General features: G+C 43.1%; 14 protein-coding genes. 11 read left to right on the top strand and 3 right to left on the bottom strand.

Features of this window, described 5'->3' with window-relative positions; all coding sequences use genetic code 11:
- The first annotated feature begins 24 nt into the window (after positions 1–24).
- From DZC72_RS02500 to DZC72_RS02475, 6 genes are read left to right on the top strand one after another with little or no spacing between them, the layout of a single operon-like run.
- Positions 25–993 carry a UDP-glucuronic acid decarboxylase family protein gene (locus DZC72_RS02500; RefSeq protein ID WP_125221323.1) on the top strand — a complete coding sequence of 323 codons (969 nt, stop codon included), beginning with the start codon at positions 25–27 and terminating at the stop codon, positions 991–993.
- A 13-nt stretch (positions 994–1,006) separates the two neighbouring features.
- Positions 1,007–2,215: a glycosyltransferase gene (locus DZC72_RS02495; protein ID WP_207891697.1), complete on the top strand. Its 1,209-nt coding sequence runs from the start codon at positions 1,007–1,009 to the stop codon at positions 2,213–2,215.
- A gap of 6 nt (positions 2,216–2,221) precedes the next feature.
- Positions 2,222–3,400, top strand: coding sequence for a glycosyltransferase family 4 protein (locus tag DZC72_RS02490; protein ID WP_207891696.1), 1,179 nt, complete (start codon positions 2,222–2,224; stop codon positions 3,398–3,400).
- Positions 3,397–4,590 (top strand): glycosyltransferase, encoded by a 1,194-nt coding sequence (locus tag DZC72_RS02485; protein WP_125221322.1) that lies wholly within the window; start codon positions 3,397–3,399, stop codon positions 4,588–4,590. Before DZC72_RS02490 ends, DZC72_RS02485 begins: the two co-directional genes overlap by 4 nt.
- A gap of 2 nt (positions 4,591–4,592) precedes the next feature.
- The gene (locus tag DZC72_RS02480; protein WP_125221321.1) at positions 4,593–5,231 is read left to right on the top strand and encodes an acyltransferase; all 639 of its coding nucleotides are present in this window, start codon (positions 4,593–4,595) and stop codon (positions 5,229–5,231) included.
- A gap of 11 nt (positions 5,232–5,242) precedes the next feature.
- A complete protein-coding gene (locus tag DZC72_RS02475; protein WP_125221320.1) occupies positions 5,243–6,454 on the top strand; it encodes a glycosyltransferase family 2 protein in 1,212 nt (403 codons plus the stop codon).
- Here DZC72_RS02475 and DZC72_RS02470 read toward each other — a convergent pair.
- Complete coding sequence (locus DZC72_RS02470) at positions 6,451–7,587, bottom strand: hybrid sensor histidine kinase/response regulator (protein WP_125221319.1); 1,137 nt, start codon at positions 7,585–7,587, stop codon at positions 6,451–6,453. The genes DZC72_RS02475 and DZC72_RS02470 overlap by 4 nt on opposite strands.
- A gap of 219 nt (positions 7,588–7,806) precedes the next feature.
- On the opposite strand from DZC72_RS02470, the gene rfbB reads away from it, so the two are divergent.
- Genes rfbB through galE form a run of 5 tightly spaced genes read left to right on the top strand, consistent with a single transcriptional unit; the run spans position 7,807 to position 12,220 of the window.
- Positions 7,807–8,835: a dTDP-glucose 4,6-dehydratase gene (gene rfbB / locus DZC72_RS02465; RefSeq protein ID WP_125221318.1), complete on the top strand. Its 1,029-nt coding sequence runs from the start codon at positions 7,807–7,809 to the stop codon at positions 8,833–8,835.
- Positions 8,836–8,868: 33 nt separating this feature from the next.
- Positions 8,869–9,729 (top strand): glucose-1-phosphate thymidylyltransferase RfbA, encoded by an 861-nt coding sequence (rfbA, locus tag DZC72_RS02460; RefSeq protein ID WP_125221317.1) that lies wholly within the window; start codon positions 8,869–8,871, stop codon positions 9,727–9,729.
- A gap of 4 nt (positions 9,730–9,733) precedes the next feature.
- Positions 9,734–10,282, top strand: a complete 549-nt coding sequence (rfbC, locus tag DZC72_RS02455; RefSeq protein WP_125221316.1) for a dTDP-4-dehydrorhamnose 3,5-epimerase — start codon at positions 9,734–9,736, stop codon at positions 10,280–10,282.
- Positions 10,283–10,290: 8 nt separating this feature from the next.
- A complete protein-coding gene (rfbD, locus tag DZC72_RS02450) occupies positions 10,291–11,169 on the top strand; it encodes a dTDP-4-dehydrorhamnose reductase (RefSeq protein WP_125221315.1) in 879 nt (292 codons plus the stop codon).
- Between the two features lie 16 nt (positions 11,170–11,185).
- Positions 11,186–12,220, top strand: a complete 1,035-nt coding sequence (galE, locus tag DZC72_RS02445; RefSeq protein WP_125221314.1) for a UDP-glucose 4-epimerase GalE — start codon at positions 11,186–11,188, stop codon at positions 12,218–12,220.
- A gap of 45 nt (positions 12,221–12,265) precedes the next feature.
- On the opposite strand, the gene tamL is transcribed toward galE, so the two are convergent.
- Both tamL and DZC72_RS02435 read right to left on the bottom strand, forming a co-directional pair.
- Positions 12,266–14,590 (bottom strand): translocation and assembly module lipoprotein TamL, encoded by a 2,325-nt coding sequence (tamL, locus tag DZC72_RS02440; protein ID WP_125221313.1) that lies wholly within the window; start codon positions 14,588–14,590, stop codon positions 12,266–12,268.
- A 28-nt stretch (positions 14,591–14,618) separates the two neighbouring features.
- Positions 14,619–19,541, bottom strand: coding sequence for a translocation/assembly module TamB domain-containing protein (locus tag DZC72_RS02435; RefSeq protein ID WP_165869249.1), 4,923 nt, complete (start codon positions 19,539–19,541; stop codon positions 14,619–14,621).
- Positions 19,542–19,795 lie beyond the last annotated feature (254 nt).

Genomic DNA, 19,795 nt, shown 5'->3' with positions numbered 1-19,795 from the left:
TTTATAAAAGATAAAAAACAACAGATGAAAAGAATATTGGTAACCGGCGGGGCGGGATTTGTAGGCTCGCACCTTTGTGAACGCCTATTGAACGAAGGTAACGAGGTGGTCTGCATGGACAACTACTTTACGGGTAGAAAGAGCAAGATCGTACACCTAATGGACAATCCCTATTTTGAGCTTATACGGCATGATGTAACCCTGCCCTATTTTATCGAAGTGGATGAAATCTATAATTTGGCGTGTCCGGCTTCTCCGGTGCATTATCAGCATAACCCCATTAAGACCATAAAGACATCGGTTTTAGGTGCTATCAATATGTTGGGCTTGGCCAAACGTATCAATGCCAAAATATTACAGGCTTCTACCAGTGAGGTATATGGCGATCCGGAAATACATCCGCAGCCAGAAAACTACTGGGGCCATGTAAATCCAATAGGGATCCGTTCCTGCTATGATGAAGGGAAACGATGTGCGGAGTCCCTGTTCATCAATTACCACCATTCCAATGACGTCTTAGTAAAGATCATTCGCATCTTTAATACCTACGGACCCAGAATGGAACCGGACGATGGTAGGGTGGTTTCCAACTTTATCATGCAGGCCCTTCAGGGCAAGGACATTACCGTCTTTGGCGAAGGCACCCAGACCCGAAGCTTTCAATATGTAAGCGACCTGGTTGATGGAATGATAAAAATGATGGATACCGATGACGATTTTATCGGACCCATAAACATTGGGAATCCCGGTGAGTTCACCATGCTGGAACTCGCCCAAAATATCATAGAAATTACTGGTTCAAAATCAAAGATCATTCACCTGCCATTACCATCGGATGATCCCATGCAACGCAAACCAGACATTTCCCTGGCCAAAGAAAAACTAAAGGACTGGGAACCTTCTGTCGACCTAAAATCCGGTTTGATTAAAACGATCGAGTATTTTGATAATATGTTGCAGGACCAATCCATAAAGGCATTGGTGAATTCCTAAGTAGCCCCTCAATATGGATGTTCTTAGAATCATAGCGTACATTTTGGAGGTGCTTTTGATCGCCTACTTCGGCTTTGCTTCCCTCTACGTGTTCATTTTTGCCTTCGCGGGTGTCTTTAAGGCCCCAAAACGGGCCAGGATCATGAACCGGGAACGGAAATTTGCCGTGCTCATTCCTGGGTATAAGGAGGACAATGTCATTGTGGAGGTGGCCAAAAGTGCGCTGGAGCAGGAATATCCAAAGGACCTATTCGAGGTGGTGGTCATTGCGGATTCCTTCAAAAGGACCACATTGGAGGCGCTCCAAAAACTGCCCATAACCGTTTTGGAAGTTTCGTTTGAAAAAAGCACCAAGTCCAAGGCACTCAATAAGGCCATGGAGCTTTTGGGAGACGATTATCAAGTGGCCCTTGTATTGGATGCGGATAACATCATGGAACGGGATTTCATCGGTAAAGTGAACGATGCCTTTAACAAAGGATATAAGGTAGTCCAAGGGCATCGTGTGGCCAAAAACACCAACACGGCCTTTGCCGTTTTGGATGCCATAAGTGAAGAAGTGAACAACCATATCTTCCGAAAGGGACACCGGGTTTTGGGACTTTCTTCCGCCTTGATCGGTTCCGGGATGGCCTTTGATTTTCATTTTTTCAAAAAGACCATGGCACAGGTAAATGCCGTGGGCGGGTTTGATAAGGAGCTGGAATTGAAGTTACTCAAGGACAGAAATACCATTGAATATTTGGCGGATGCCTACGTATTGGACGAAAAAGTCCAAAAGACCGATGTTTTCTCCAATCAAAGAAAGCGATGGCTTTCGGCTCAATTTGTGTATTTCGGGCGTTTCGCCGCCTCGGGGCTCAAGGAATTATTTTTAAGGGGGAATGTCGATTTTGCCGATAAGGTCTATCAAATGGTTTCCCCACCCCGAATATTATTGTTGGGCATGGTGGTACTCATCACCATGGGTTATTTGTTGTTCGATGTGTTCTTTGAGGCTTCAAGGCTGTTGGTGTCGCCCTTGGCGTGGTACCTGATTTTTGGGATGACGGTTCTTTCATTTTTGTTGGCCATACCCCAAAAATTTTATAACGCGGCCACATTGCGGGCCATTTGGACCCTACCCAAGGCATTTGGGGTCATGTTCCTTTCGCTTTTTAAGCTAAAGGGCGCCAACAAGAAATTTATTCATACCCAGCACGGGACCATAAAAAGCAATTAATTAAAGATGAAGATAGGGATTGAAGGCCAGCGACTTTTCAGGGAAAAGAAGCATGGAATGGACATGGTGGCGTTGGAGCTGATCAAGAACCTCCAGAAATTGGATACGGAGAACGAATATGTGATTTTCGTAAAACCAGATGCGGACCATACCTGCATTCCGGAAGCTCCCAATTTTGAGGTCGTGGAACTTAAATCCCAGTTTGGATACCCGGGATGGGAACAGATTGAATTGCCCAAAGCGGCGGAACGAGAGGGTTGTGATATCCTCCATTGTACCAGCAATACAGGACCTATTAACAGTAAAATCCCTGTAGTGACCACACTGCACGATATCATTTACCTGGAAAACATCAGTATTTTGAATAGGGCTGGTACTTGGTATCAGAAATTAGGGAATATGTATCGGCGTTTTGTGGTGCCATCCGTAGTGAGACAAAGTAAAAAGGTCATAACGGTTTCCAACTATGAAAGAAAACGGATTCAGGAATACTTCGGATTTAACGATGAAAAGCTATGCGCCGTTTACAATGGGGTAGGGCAACATTTTAAGAAGATAACCAACGGTACGGAACTGCAGCAGGTAAAGATGGATTACGGTTTACCCGATAAATTCTTTTTCTTTTTGGGCAATACGGACCCCAAAAAAAATACTCCGGGGGTGATTGAGGCTTTTTCCGACTTTAACGATAGGTACCCCAATACCTATACCTTGGTAATGTTGGACTACGAGGAGCGTGCCTTGCAAAAAATATTGGATACCCTTGGCCGGCCGGAACTTCGCAAAAGAATCCATTTGACCGGATATGTTCCCAACGACAAATTACCGGCGCTCATTAGTCAGTGTACCGTGTTTTTATATCCATCATTACGGGAGAGCTTTGGAATTCCCATTTTGGAGGGGATGGCCTGTGGAGTGCCCGTAATTACCTCCAATACCTCATCCATGCCGGAAATTGCCGGGGAGGATGCGGCCTTGATAGTCAATCCCTTGCATCCATGGGAAATTACCGAAGCCATAGAAATGCTGGTTCAGGATAGGCAGTTGGCGGCAATGTTGGCCGAAAAAGGTATCGAACGTGCCGCAAAATTCTCGTGGCGTACGATGGCATCGGAGGTACTGGCCATTTACCACGAAGTATATCAGGAAGTATATCAAGAAAATAAAAACGTGATTGTGCAATGATCAAGGGAAGGGATATTGTAGTGATAGGCATACAGGCCTGGGATATCGAAATCGGCAGTAATTGTAAGAACATTGCGACCGAGTTTGCCCGGTATAACAGAGTGCTCTATGTAAATCCACCTTTGGACCGTGCCACGCTAAAAAGAGAGGCAAATACGGAAAAGGTGATGAAACGGATACAGATACAAAAAGGCTTGCAGAAAGATTTGGTATCCATAGGGGAGAACCTCTGGAACCTCTACCCTAAAAATAGGATCGAATCCATAAACTGGTTGCCCTCACATTCCCTGTTCAAAGTCTTGAACAAGAGGAACAACAGATTGTTTGCGAAGAACATACGTTCCGCCATGGAACGCCTCGACTTTAAGGATGTTTTGCTTTTCAACGACAGCTCCATGTTCTTGGGCTTTCACCTCAAGGAGCTATTGCCCATAAGTTTCTATACTTACTATATGCGCGATTATCTGATAAAAGTACCCTATTGGAAAAGGCATGGCGAGCGTATGGAACCCCAGCTTATAAAAAAGGCCGATGTTGTCGTGAACAATTCTACGCTTTATGCGGAATATGGGGCCAAGTTCAACAAAAACAGTTTTATGGTGGGACAAGGCTGCGATTTGTCCCTCTTCAACGATGAAGGAAACAACATACCTATCCCAGCGGAGTTCACCAATATTCCCAGGCCTATTATTGGTTATGTGGGCTATTTGACGGGAATGCGCTTGGATATTGGTTTGTTGGAATACATGGCCCAAAAGAATAAGGATTGGAGCATTGTATTGGTAGGACCTGAGGACGAAGCCTTTCGCAATAGTGCCTTGCACGAAATGGACAATGTATATTTTCTAGGAAGTAAGGACTCCAAAGAACTACCTGCATACGTGAAAGGTTTCGATATTGCCATGAACCCACAGGTGGTCAATGATTGGACCATTGGAAACTACCCTAGAAAGATCGATGAGTACCTGGCCATGGGGAAACCTGTGTTGGCTACCCACACCAAGGCGATGGAGATGTTCCAGAACCATGTGTATCTAGCGGAAACAAAAGAGGATTACATAGCCTTGGCACAAAGGGCGTTGAAAGAAAATTCATCGGAACTCATAAAATCCAGAATAGCGTTTGCCAAAAGCCATACGTGGGAAAATAATGTAGGGGCCATCTATGAGGCCATTCAAAAATCGGCTTGATTATGGGACTAAAGGACAGCATAAAACAAAATACATCATTAAAGAGATTAGTGCATTGGGCCCTTGTGCCCGGGGGACAGGCAAGGCCTAGATTATGGGTGCAGTGGTTCGTAAACCCCTTTTACCATAAAAAGGGAAAGGGAGCCAAAATTCGTCGGCGTACCCGTATGGACGTACTTCCCTGGAACCGATTTGAATTGGGCAGAAACTCCACCGTTGAGGATTTCACCACCATTAATAACGGTGTGGGGCATGTGATCATTGGAGACAACACCCGTATCGGGTTGGGGAATACCCTTATTGGTCCGGTTAGTATTGCCAACGATGTTCGATTGGCGCAGAATGTGGTGCTTTCCGGATTGAACCATAATTATGAGGATGTTACACGCCCAATTCATGAACAGGGGGTTTCCACCTCGCTGATTCGCATAAAAGAGGCCTCCTGGATCGGTGCGAACGTTACCATTGTGGCCGGCGTAACCGTAGGAAGGCACTGTATCATCGCAGGAGGAAGCGTGGTTACCAAGGACATCCCGCCCTTTTCCGTAGCTGTGGGTAACCCGGCACGGGTCATCAAACAATACAACCATCTCACCGGAGCCTGGGAATCGGTGGTGAAAAAACAATCAATAGCTATTTAAAAACAGGGATTATGTCAGTACTGGAAGTTTTATTTTGGATTGCCCTTTTCGTTATTTTTTATTCCTATCTGGGCTATGGAATGTTGCTGTTCGCGATCATTAAAGTACGTAGGCTCTTGGGCCTGGACAAAAAGTTTACGGGTAACGAGGACTACGAGCCAGAGGTAACCTTGTTCGTGGCGGCCTATAATGAAAAGGACTATCTGGATGCCAAGGTCAACAATTCCAAAAGCTTGAACTATCCACAAAACAAGATAAAACAACTCTGGGTGACCGATGGTTCCAACGATGGCACACCGGATCAATTAAAAAAATATGATGGGGTCCGAGTACTCCATGAACCGGCCCGAAATGGAAAAATTGCCGCGATGAACCGCGGGATGGCCTTTGTGGATACTCCGATCGTAATTTTTTCCGATGGAAATACCACCTTGGGAGCCGATGCCATTAAGAAAATCGTAAAACTGTTCAGGGACCCAAAAGTGGGCTGTGTTTCTGGGGAAAAGCGAATCTATTCCAAGGAGTCCGATGCCGCTGCGGGTGCGGGGGAAGGCCTGTACTGGAAGTATGAGTCGCAGTTGAAAAAATGGGATGCCGAGCTGTATTCCGTTGTTGGAGCGGCGGGCGAGCTTTTTGCCATTAGAACGGAACTTTGGCAGGAAGTGGAAAAGGATACGCTCTTGGACGATTTCATGATCTCGTTACGCGTGGCCATGTCCGGCTACACCATCCAGTACAACCCGGAAGCCTTTGCCATTGAAGAGGCCTCCGCCAACGTAAAGGAGGAATTGAAGCGTAAGGTGCGAATTTCCGCGGGCGGATTGCAATCCGTTGTACGATTGGCGCCCTTATTGAATTTCTTTAAGTATGGGACCCTGTCGTTCCAGTACATTTCCCATAGGGTATTGCGATGGACCTTGACACCCCTGTTTCTTTTGCTTTTAATCCCCATGAATTTGGTGCTGGCTATGAATGAGGGAATATATGCCTTGGGCATCTACTCCATATTGTTTTGGGGGCAGATGATGTTCTATGCAGCGGCATTGTTGGGCTGGTTCTTGGAAAATAGAAGGATCAAAGTAAAGGTTTTGTTCGTTCCCTATTACTTTTTTATCATGAATCTCTCCGTGTTTTTAGGCCTTTGGAGATACCTGAAAGGAAGTCAAACCGTGAATTGGGAACGCGCCAAGCGTGGCGGTGTTGCTGCAGAGCCAGTGGCCTAGGCCTGGTTTTGGTACAGGGGGAGCTTAAAGGTGAAAGTGCTGCCTTTCCCAGGTTCACTTTCTATGGAAAGTTTTCCACCGTTCTTTTTGATGAAGATTTGACATAGGACTAGTCCCAATCCCGTTCCCGGTTCTTTTTCCGTACCCAATTGGCTAAAATGTTTCTTAGGGTTTAGGATTTTTTTGATGTCCTCCGCGGTGATTCCTTTACCATTATCGGTAACCGAAATGTAGACCCATTTCCCTTTTGTCTCCGCCCCAATTCCTATTATTCCCTGTTTCGGTGTGAACTTAATGGCGTTTGAAACCAGGTTTCTTAGAACCGTTTTGATGGTATTCATGTCGGCATAGACATATGTCTCTTGGGGCACTTCATTTATAAGACCTATTCCCTTGTGGCTGCTTGGCAGTTTTAGCAGTCTAAAGGTTTCATCGACCATATCGTGCAATGCAATTTTTTCCGCGATAATCTCAATTTGCCCACTTTCGGATTTTCCCCAGCCCAAAAGGTTTTGTAAAAGGTTCAGGGCCTCGTCCATCGTCCTGGAGATTTCGTAGACCGTCCCGTTTATAAAATCGGGGGAGGTGTGGTCTATGATTCCGCGTTGAATAAAATCCATCTTGAGTTTGGCCGCACTCAAGGGAGACCGAAGATCGTGCCCTATGATTGAGAACATTCGGTTTTTAATGGCTAAGTCTTCCTTAAGTTTTTTTGCCTGTTCCTCTACTTTTCTTTTGGCCATGGAGAGTTCTATGTGGGTCTTGACCCTCGCCTTTAGCTCCAAGGGGTTGAACGGTTTGGTGATATAATCCACCCCGCCAAGTTCCAATCCCTTGATCTTATTTTCCGTTTGGTCCAGTCCGGTAAGGAAGATAATTGGAACTTCCTTTAATTTCCTATGTTCCTTAATTTTGGTACAAAGTTCAAAACCGTCCATTTTGGGCATTTTCACATCCAAAAGAATGAGATCGGGAACCGACTTTTCTAAAATTTCGATGGCCTCCAGACTATGTTGGATGCCCGTGGAGCCAAAACCCAACTGACGAATGATGAACCCCAGCATTTCCAAGTTCATCAATTCATCGTCAATGATGGAGATGTTGATTTGATCAATTTCAGGTTTTGGTATCATATTTAGGAATGTAAAGGCTTTCAAAAGTAGGAAAATATATCACATGACTGTAGTTTGGTTTTTGGCCTTGGTCTCGGTTTTTAGAGCTTTTAAAAATGACTAGTCTATACAAAACAGTATTCTACCACAGGCTTTTTACGTTTCACAACAAATAGTTGATAGAAAATTTAATGTAGGATTATATTTACAAAAATTGAAATTAAGGATAAACCGATATTCATGAAAAAAACGATTTTGGTTACAGGAGGAGCGGGTTTCATAGGCTCCAATTTTATTCCCTACTATCTTGGGGAGCGGTCATCGATACATATTGTAAACCTAGATGCCCTGACCTATGCGGGGGATTCCAACAACTTAAGGGAAGTGGAAAACCACACTAGATATACCTTTGTGAAAGGTGATATTTGTAATCGTGAACTGATCGAGTCCTTATTTGATGAATACGATTTTAAAGGGGTCATCCATTTTGCTGCGGAATCCCATGTGGACAATAGCATTACCAATCCGGATGCCTTTATGCAGACCAATATAATCGGAACTTTTAATCTGATCGATGTTGCCAAAAAACATTGGATGGTTGCACCTGGAATTTATAAGGAGGCCTATAAAGACTGTAGATTTCACCATGTTTCCACGGATGAGGTGTATGGAACCTTGGGCAAGGAAGGCCTATTTATGGAAACAACGCCCTACGCGCCCAATAGTCCCTATAGCGCTTCCAAGGCTTCGTCGGACTTTATCGTGCGAAGCTACCACCATACCTATGGCATGGACGTGGTCACCACCAACTGCTCCAACAACTATGGACCAAAACAGCACGATGAAAAGTTGATTCCTACCATTATTAGAAAAGCCTTAAATCAAGAACCTATTCCCATTTATGGTGACGGAAGCAATATCAGGGATTGGTTATATGTGTTGGACCATTGTAAGGGAATTGCTCTGGCCTATGAGGAAGGAAAGTCCGGGGAAACATATAATATAGGGGGCAGGAACGAACGAAACAACCTATACATCGCGCAACGGATATGTGAACTATTGGACAAGCTCCATCCTGCGGACAACAAACAACCGTACAGTAAACTTATTACCTATGTAAAGGACAGAGCGGGGCACGACTTTAGGTATGCCATTGATGCCACCAAAATAGAAAAGGAGTTGGGTTGGAAGGCCGATGAAAACTTTGAAACGGGCATTGAAAAGACCATTTCATGGTATATCGAAAAATATGAAAAAACCTTGGTCTAGGGCTTGGTCCATTAACCCATAACATGTAAACCGATGAAAGGAATAATATTGGCCGGTGGATCCGGAACAAGACTGCACCCATGTACGCTGGCCGTAAGTAAACAGTTGATGCCGGTGTATGATAAACCGATGATCTATTACCCATTGTCAACGCTCATGGAAGCGGGAATCTGGGAAATTTTGATCATCAGCACGCCTCATGATTTGCCTCATTTCAAAAAACTATTGGGTGATGGCAGTAAGTTGGGCTGTAAATTCGAATATGCTGTACAGGAAGCTCCCAATGGTTTGGCCGAAGCCTTTATCATTGGGGAGAAATTCATAGGCCATGACAAAGTAGCCCTTATTTTAGGGGACAACATCTTTTATGGTACGGGACTTGAAAAATTGCTTCAGGCCAATAATGACCCAGACGGTGGTATCATTTACGCCTATCACGTGAGCGATCCCGAACGTTATGGGGTCGTTGATTTTGATGAGAAGCGGAACGTGCTCTCCATTGAGGAAAAACCGGCAAAACCAAAATCAAATTATGCGGTTCCAGGCATTTATTTTTACGATAACGAGGTGGTTTCCATTGCGAAAAATATTAAGCCCAGTAAACGGGGCGAGTTGGAAATTACGGATGTAAATAAAGAATATTTAAAACGGGGTAAATTAAAAGTAAGTATCTTGGATACCGGAACGGCCTGGTTGGACACGGGAACCTTCAATTCCTTGATGCAAGCTTCCCAGTTTGTACAAGTGATTGAGGAAAGGCAAGGTTTGAAAATAGGTTCTATCGAGTCCGCCGCCTATAAAATGGGATACATTACAAAAAATCAATTTAAAAAGATTACGGAGCCCTTGCTAAAAAGTGGCTATAGTAAGACCTTGTGGTCCGTAATATCATAGAAATATGCAGGTTGTAGAAACGAATATTAAGGATTGTTATGAATTGGTACCTAGGGTATTTGAGGACCAAAGAGGTTATTTCTTTGAGAGTTTTAATCAAAAAAGGTTTGCCGAACTGACCGGTCTTATGGTGAATTTTGTTCAGGACAACCAATCGTTTTCATCCAAAGGGGTCTTGCGTGGGTTGCATTATCAAAAAGGTGAAAGTGCCCAAGCGAAGTTGGTACGGGTGCTTCAGGGAAAAGTGTTGGACGTGGCGGTGGACATCCGAAAGGATTCCCCAACGTATGGAAACGTGTTCAAGACTATTTTATCCGCAGAAAACCATAGACAGCTCTTTGTTCCTAGAGGATGCGCCCATGGCTTTGTGACCCTTAGCGAAACGGCTACCTTTTTCTACAAATGTGATAATTATTACGACCCCAAGGCAGAAGCGGGAATTATATACAACGATCCCAATTTGAACATCGATTGGGAAATAAACGAAAGTGAACTCATCATTTCCGAGAAGGACCAAGTATTACCAAGGTTCAAGGATTTGATACTCAATTAAGCAATTTCATGCAGCGTAAAAAAAGAGTTTTGGTGACCGGAGGCGCAGGTCAATTGGCAACTACCTTGCAAAGAACGGTTCAATCCATTGATGAAAGCATTGAATTTGAATTTGCCAATTCAAAGGATTTGGATATCACGAACCCAGAGGCGGTCACGGATTTTTTTAATAAGGGCAACTTTGATTATTGTGTCAATTGTGCAGCTTATACCCAGGTGGACAAAGCCGAAGAAGATTCAGAAACTGCATTGCTCATTAACCAACAAGGAGCCAAAAACCTGGCAAAGGCGTGTCACGGTTCCAATGCAAAATTAATACATATTTCCACGGATTTTGTGTTCGATGGCACCCAAAGTTCACCATATAAGGAAACCGATAGACCCAGTCCTTTGGGAATTTACGGTCATTCCAAATTCAAGGGCGAACAGGAGGTGGTACGGAATATGGATCAATATTTCATTATACGTACTTCCTGGTTGTATTCGGCATACGGTCATAACTTCTTTAAATCCATGCTCAAATATGGTAGGGAACGGGACCAATTATCGGTTGTATTCGATCAAGTGGGCACGCCCACATCGGCACATAATCTATCTGAAGTAATCCTAAAAATCATTTCGGAGGAAATAGATAATTACGGAATCTATCACTTCAGTAACGAAGGTGTGGCCAGTTGGTACGACTTTGCGGCGGCGATATTTGACATCAACCATATTGAGGTAGATTTAAAACCAATCCGATCGAAAGAATATCCTACCCCCGCGGAACGTCCCGCCTATAGTGTGATGGACAAGGAAAAAATAAAAAAAGTATTAAAAATGGACATTCCGCATTGGCGGGAAAGTTTACTGGCCGTTTCCGAAATTCTTAGGAAGGAATCGGTCTAACCTAAAAATAAACAGTATGCGAGTATTGGTAACCGGCGGACTTGGTTTTATAGGGTCCCACACCGTTGTTGAACTTCAAAATGAAGGCTTTGATGTAGTGATCATTGACGACCTTAGTAATTCTTCGGAGGATGTCTTGGAGGGAATTGTGGCCATTACCGGCAAAAGACCTGATTTTGTTCGTTTGGACCTTCGGGACAGAAAGGCCGTTTCAACCTTTTTTGCCGAAAACAAGGATTTGGACGGTGTTATCCATTTTGCAGCCTTCAAGGCGGTTGGTGAGAGTGTGGCCAAACCTTTGAATTACTATGAAAACAATCTGAATACGCTCGTATACATGCTGCAGGAGCTGAGTGCCATGCAAAGGGCCCGCTTTATTTTTAGTAGTTCGTGTACGGTCTATGGGCAAGCCGATAAAATGCCGATTACAGAATCCGCTCCGGTAAAGGCTGCCGAATCGCCCTATGGAAATACCAAGCAAATTGGGGAGGAAATCATCAGGGATACCTGCAAGGTTACCCCCAACCTCCAGGCCATAGCCTTACGCTATTTTAATCCTATGGGGGCACACCCATCTGCCCATATTGGTGAATTGCCCTTGGGCGTGCCTCAAAATTTAGTGCCCTTTATTACCCAGACGGGCGTAGGACTAAGAAAGGAACTATCGGTTTTTGGAAGCGATTATCCAACTTCAGATGGTACCTGCATCAGGGATTACATCCATGTAGTAGATGTTGCAAAGGCCCATGTGGTGGCCCTTCAAAGACTTTTAAAGGAAGAGAATGCGTCCAACTTTGATGTGTTTAACTTGGGAACCGGAACCGGAAGTACCGTGTTGGAGGTTATTGAAAGTTTTGAAAGGGTTTCAGGGGAAAAACTGAACTACAAAATGGTGGCCAGACGCCCCGGGGATGTGATTACGGCGTATGCCGATACGACCAAAGCGAACGAAGTGCTGGGGTGGAAAGCTGAATCCACGTTGGATGACGCCATGAAATCCGCATGGGATTGGGAGCAGAAGATTAGACGCCCCGAAGCTGTTAGTCAATAAAAATTTAATTCAAATGTAAATTTGACCTAGGTATGTTTCATACCATTAGAATGGATATCCAATAGCGAAATTCAAGGTCATTTTATTTCCTTTATCCCCAAAGAAGGGGATGTTCCATCGGTCATTTATCGGCCGATTGGGAACACGGAAGGGTGAAGCCAAATCTAGACGAATCACAAAATTCTGGATGTCCACACGGGCACCGAATCCAAATCCGGCAGCGACTTCACGAATCCAGTCCGATTCAAACGTACCATCGGTGAACAAGGTATTGGAGAAATTACTGTTTCGTTGGTCGGCTTCCAATTCATCGTAATTTCCCGTAAGCCAAACGTTACCAGCATCCACAAAGAAAGCACCTTTTAAATAGGAATAAATAGGAAATCGGTATTCCAAATTGGCTTCCAGTTTTAGATTACCGGAACGGTCAAAATAGTCCGTAGTGGACTCGTCTTCTTGGGCATTGAAATTACCAGGACCCAAGGAGCGTATGTCAAAAGCCCTAACACTATAAGGCCCTCCGGAGAAAAACTGCTTTATAAAAGGCATTGTCTCACTATTTCCATAAGGCACGCCCCACCCGGCATAAACCCTGGTTACCAAGGATTGGTCCTTGCCCCAACGCAGATAAAACCTAAAGTCTGCATCCACCTTGGCATATTGGGCGTATTCCGAACCTACGATGGTCCCTGAACCACCATCGAGCAAACTAAAAAGGTTACCGGCAATATCCATGTTCGTGGAGAAGAAAATAGGATAATCCTTATCCAAATCGGATACTTCGTCGTACGTAAATCCATACATAAGTCCGGCTATAAAGCGTTGTTCAAAACTTCGTCTTAGAAATGGATTGTCATCTAAAATGGTTTGAAATTCATCGGTTACATTGGATAAACGGGAGTAGTTGATACTAACGGGATCCAGTTGATGGTATACATACTTATTCTCCTTCCAGGTATATCCAAAGGAACCGTTAATGGAACTCAAGGTGAAAAGCTGACTACGTCTTAAGAAATCAATTCCCGTGGAAATTTTGGTTTTAGGAACGGAGTATCTAAAATTTCTGGGTGAAAAAGGGATGGACCTTGGAAAAATTAAATCGCCCTTTATGCCATAAGCAATGCTGCTTAAACTGGAATTATTCCCGGACGAGAGCTGTGACTCATAGGAGAAATGGGTGGATAAACTTAAGGTTTCCCCACCTTTGAACAAATTTCTATTGCTATAGGTAAGTTGCACACCAGGTCCCGTAAATCCGTTGGATTTTGTAACGGCCTGTACCTCTGCCCGAAGGGAACGTTTGGTCAACGGAGCCAAATAGATATCGGCCGCTAGGGAACCGTAATCGCCATCTGTCATGGTGGTATCCAACTCCCTATATTGGATATTTACATATTTGTAACTGCCCAAGGAAGCGAGTCGGTCGCTGGTAATCTTAGAGGTATTTGCATTATAAAGGTCTCCTTCTTTAAAGAGAAGATAGGTTTCTAGCAATTCAGGTTTAAAGAAGTATTCGTTCTGTATAAAATCGGTTTCATTGACCGTTACCGGATTTTGTCGGGATTTTGGTATGGTATCCCCCTCCACGGAATAATTGGGATATACCGTTATGGAATCTATGATATAGGGCATGGCCGATTTTTTTGGTACTTCTTTTTTCAATCTAAGAAACAGGTCGAATTTCTTATTTTTATATTGATTGGTATCCGCCTCGAAAATGAGAAGATTTGCCTGGCTGTTATAATAGCCGCGTTGTTTTAGATTGAAATTCAAACGTTCCCTTTCTGCCTTGAGCAGGTCAAGATCAAAACGGTCGTTCTTGGATAAGGGCGTATCCTTGATGAGGTCTGACAATTCCCTGTAAATGGGAAGGGAATCATTGTCCAGTTGGTAGTTTTCCAAAGTATAAGGCTGCTGAACTGTAGCCGCATAATTTACATAGGCGTATTTTTCTTTCAGGACAGGTTCCGAGCTGGTTCGGCTATAGAAGAAGCCGTTGTTGTCCAAACGGTTCAATAGCAGTTCCTCTACTTTTTCTGGTTTGACCTCTGAAAAATATACCGGTTCCTCACCAAAGGATTTGTTCAAAAATCTATAAATAAAACCTGGTTTTTCACGTTGTGCCTTGTAATAAAAAAACAGGGCCGGTCTCATGCCCAAAAACCTTGTATTGGGATTGGGCTCGATTAGATTGACCAACTCGGTTTTAACATCCTTTAACCCCTTGAATTCACCAATGGTGTCCAATTCCAATTGGGCACCCGTATACAACCTCTCACCTTCCGGGATGAACTTTTCTATACTACAGGATTGTATTAGCAAAATTCCCAGTCCAGATAAAAAAAGATATTTTCTGATGGATTTTTTCAAATAATTTGTTTCAGGTTCATGGTTTGTCTTATTCTTTTTTAGGGTTGTCCTCTTTTTTGGCCGTATTCTTTACCGGATTGAACAACTGACTGAATTTATTGAACTCCCGATCAAAAATAAAGGCAAGTCCCGTAACAATAAGTTGCCCGTCAATGATATTTTGATATTCCTGTCTTCTAAACCCTTTTAGGCGATAGGTTCCTTCCTCTGTCAATAGATATTCCAAGGTCACGTTTCCAATGAGGGGCGTAGCGGTATCGGAATTGGAAGCGCTTCCCTCCACGTCTACAGCACTACCCGCGGTAACGATCAAACGGTCATTGAACAGTTTCTTACGTGCATTGATATTCAATTGGGTTCTATTTTGATAACTGGCACCCAGATTCTCTTGAAAGCTGTCCAGATCAAAATCCAGTTCAAAACCACTATTGCCCAAAAGCTTATTGGAGATGGAGTTGAGTTCGCCGGATAGCACTTTGTTTACATTGTTTCGGGCGAGGGCCACGGCACCACCACTACTTCCATCACTTCCTGAGGTAGGATAGAATCGGTTCAAGGCCAGTAAGGAAAACACCTGTTTGTTAAGTTCTGATTCTTGCTCGTTCAATTGCTGTATGCGGCCATAAACCGCTCCGCCATAGGTTCCCCGTACATTCTCGGGCATGTCCAATACAAAGGATAGTTCTGGGGTCGTAATTTCACCTCCAACATTTAGATACACCAAAAAGGTGGAAGATCTCTGGTATTGTCCGGAAATCCCGGTATCCTGCCCAAAGCTTATAGAAGACATAAGGGGAGCAGCGGAGGTTTCAATTTCATAGATGGCCGTAACATCCAGTTTTGCATTATAGGGGTCACCGGTCCATACCACGCTACTTCCTTCGTTAATCTTAAATTCCCGGCTTACTAGATTATAAAGGCTTGTTCTGTAGAATCCAGAATTTAGCTCCAGTCTTCCCGATAATCGTATATCCTGATTTGGATCAATATTGAGATTTAAAGTCGCATTTCCAGATGCTTGTAATTTATCTTGTGTTTTTTCATCCAAGATTATTGTAAATAGAGCTTCATCCGAAATTTCCAGAGTGGTATTGATATCCATGCCGGCAAAGACTGAACTGGTCGTTTCGCCCGAGTTTCGTGTCAATATGGCATCGGGGTTTTCACGATTAACAAAAATTACTACGCCTTCCCGTTCCTGTATTTCGTATTGGCTTTGGGGAACCAAATAGGTGAGGTCCGTTGCATCACCAATACTTAGCCTACCATTGATTACCGGTAATGCTATATTTCCCGTCACCTCCAAATCCGTGTCGATCAGAGCCTTGCCATAAACCAAATCGTTATCTCCTTTTTTGGAATCCAGTACCGTGAATTTCTCCGCTTGGATAGCAAGGTCGAACTCCGGATTAAAAAGATCAGCTGTAATTATGGTGCCATCCAAAGTAATTGTTCCATTGCCTGAATCGTTTACTTTAAAAGCATTAAAGGTGATTTCCTCTTCGTTTAAATCGAGCTGCTGTTCGTTGATGTTCAAATTTGTTTTATAATCCGACAGTGTAAGACCTACCTCATTGAAATTTAACCTGCCGGAGTAGGCGGGATTACTAAGCGTACCATTGACCAGCATACTACCGGAGATATACCCGGACGGATTTGAAATTTGATCCTTAAGAAAGCCCTGTATAATACTTGTTTGAAATTTTTGAATGTCCAGTTCCAGGTTTAAATCGGCATCATTTTGTTTAGCCACATAATCTCCGGTAAGCCTAAGATCTGCACCATCTTTCAATATAAGGTCAAAATCATAGTCGTTCAGGGATTTGGAGGAGGCATTTAGGCTTAAGGTCCCCAGCGGATTTCCCATGAGTAGAAATTCTGAAATATCCATTTCCGAAACCAAACCTGAAGCTTCATATGGGTTAAGTATAACAAAATTACCATTGACGACGCCCTTGGCAATAGGTTCATCGGGATTCAACAGACTTAAAAGGGATTGCAATTGGAAGTTTTTAAAAACGATTCCTATATGGTCGCTATTCATTTTAGGAACCTTTGTTGAAATTTGAAGCGACTGGTTGTTTCTAGAAAGAATCAGATTTTGAAAATCCGAATAGGATTCTGCCATGATTATTTTGTTATCCTCCGGTACTTGCCATTGTTTTTTATTGAGCGTAAGATTTTTGGGAGAGACATGGAGGGTGAGAGTATCTTTTTTGAATACCAGTTCAGAGTTGATATGCATTATCTGGGTGGTGTCGTTCACGGAACTAAAATCCAATACCAATTCCTTGTTTTGCAGGTTTCCCGTTAAAGAGGTTTTTTTTAAGTGAAGCGGTTGGTACTCAAAACTAGAAAGACCCGCAGAAAAATTGAGGTTTAGCGAATCCCCAAGGACCTTTATAGCAAGACTGTCCACGATACTGCCGGCATAGGAGAATTTGGGGATGAAGAGCTCACCGTTAATTTGCCTTGAACGGGCATCGAAATGGGCATCAATATGTACCGAGTCCAAATCTTGGACGCCATCAAAAAATACTTTTGAAATGATAGGGGTAGGGATAAGGGCCAATTTTAATTCCGCCTTGACATTGTCCAAATTATTATTCCCCGCTTCCTCAGTGAAGTAGTTTTCCAATTGTTTTTTTAAGGCTTTATTGATTCTGTTGGGGGATGCATTTGAGTAGAGTTTTCCATTCAAAAAGCCGCTTTCTATGGTCGCATCTGTTACGGAATCTTCTACGTGGGAGTTAATGATTATGGGAGAAATTTGGTATTGTTCATTACCGGTCACAGCAATGCCATTGGTAATGGAGGTTTGGATGTTAAAATTATTGGCTGAGCCCGAATAGGAACCGTTTATATCGGCTGCAATTTTTATGTCATTTTTGGTGAAGCCCAGTTCCCGAAGGTCCGCACCGATTATATTGGAAGTAAACTTGATGTTATTTCCTTCTGAGGTTAAATCAATAGACGTATCCGATGTAAGATTGAGATTTTTGTCTTGAACATTCAAGGATATATTCCCAGAACCATTTTTTAGTGTTCCTGAAAGTTTAAGGTCCTTATAATTGTATGCATTGAATTGAAACTGGGAAATGGCACCCTTAATTTGGGCATCCATGGTAGAAAGTTCCGAACCAGCACCGGAACCTTCAATTTGAAGGGAAATAGTTCTCAGATTTTGGTTTTGCAACAATGTTCCCAATTGCAGACTATCCGTGCTCACTTGTGCCTTGAATTGTTTTTGGGAACCGAGATCTGCAGTGGCATCCATGTCTATTTTACCTTCTGGTAGTACCAAGGCCAAATGTGTCTCAAAGGAATCCATGGTTCCTTGCGCCGTTCCGTTGAGTGATAGTTTTTCGGGAATCTTAAAGGGTACGTTCTTGGACAATATGAATTTTTCAAGGTCTTCTTTGGTGGATTTTAAGTCAATATTGTTCAAATTGAACGAAAAGGCATAAGGTTGTGTGAGATTTAAAAAATCTCCCTCCATGGTTACAATGGTATTAGGTCCCCAATGGAGTTCAGTGTCAAAGTCTTCTACTTTTTTCAAGCTCCCCTTTGCTTTTAGGCTACCCGTAATAGGGTGTTTCGCAAGGGAATCCAGATAGGTGTTTTTTTGTAATTGGGGTATCCTTCTGACAAAATCCCCTGGTTCCAGTTTGAGTTCCGTAAGGGCCACTTCCAGATTGCTGTCCGCTGGATTTTCCATGGCTCCATCCAGAGAAGTATATTCTGCAGATAGACTGGCACGGGCCTCACTTTGGTTCAGTTGTATGTTTAAATTGGAAATGAAGGCTTTTTTGTCCGTTAGACCTATTTCAAAACGCAATTGTTTTAGATTGATTCCGGTTGACTCTTTGAACGAAAGGTTTTCTACTCCCAGATGTACATTTTTAGGATTGTAACTTGCATTTTCAGCGATTAGTTGCAAATCGTTTATTGCAAAGGCATCGGGGATGAACAAGGTATCATTTTGTACGGCGCCGTTTCGGGAAAAAGTAAAGGAGTTCGACTCCAGATTAACACTATTCAGGGAAACTTCCATTTGGGGCCACTCAAATAGAGTGTTTTCTTTTTGTATGGCAACGGTGTCCACAGGTTGATTTAATGCCAAATCCATATGGGAGTCTTTCAGTAGAATATCCTCTGCCTTGTAGCTATTTTTGGATAGGTCTATCTGCACATCCGATAATCCAATATCTTTAAGTTGCATTTGAGATGTTATTCCATCAGGTTGGGAGTGGTAGGCCACGTTCACTTCTTTTAAATCGAAATTGCCCAAATCAATAGTGGGCATCGGGGTGGTAGTGGAGTCATTGGATTCAGGAAAATCATTTGTTTGATGATAGGTTATTTGGCTATCGACCAAACTAAATCCATCCACGGAAAACGTCATATCTTCCAGATTAAAAACATCTATTTGTGTCTCCAGGTTTCCAAGGGATACGTCCAATTTTGTCCCCAAATAAGCATCGTCGTAGCGAACTTTCCAGTCTTTTAAATAAAAATCGCCCAATGATATGGACATGGGTTTTGTGGTGGTAGTGGTATCCTTTGAGGTTTCGAAGGCCTCCATCAGAAATGAAAAACTGAAGCCATTGGGATTTTTGGTCCTACCGATGTTCGCAATGAGTCCAGTGGCGTACACATCGTCAATGGACAATTCATTTTTAAAGAGTAGTGGGTAGATGGGTAAATCCATCTGAAGTTCTTTGGAGTAGAGCAGCGTATCGCCCTGTTTGTCCGCCAAGAAAATACCTTCGGTCATGATGGCCCCTGAAAATGTTATGAAGACATGCTCCACCGCAACTTTGGTACCTGTCTTTTCCGAAATATAATTGGTAAGCTTCGTAACGATACTATGCTGTACCCAAGGTGTCCGTATAAGCAGTACCAAAATAAAGAATAGCAGCATGAGGGCCAGAAAAAACTTTCCTGCCATTTTCAATATCCGCTTTCGGTTCCAAGTTTTGATTTTCATACATTCCTAAAGAAAAGAGATGGTTTGGCAAATTGACCAAGCTCCTTATTATTCGGCGTTTACCAAAAATGCCGTCAAAATGACAATGATCAGGGAAATAACAATAACCAGGTTATAAATTCTTCTCTTTTTTTGCTTTCTTTCCTTCAAGCTACTCATACTTGTGCAAAAATACCTCGTAATATCAATGGTGCGATGCTGATTTGCTATAAAGA

This window comes from Maribacter algicola, assembly GCF_003933245.1.
GTDB lineage: Bacteria > Bacteroidota > Bacteroidia > Flavobacteriales > Flavobacteriaceae > Maribacter > Maribacter algicola.
Note: the sequence above shows the minus strand (reverse complement) of the source record. Positions and strands in the feature narration are given on the sequence as shown.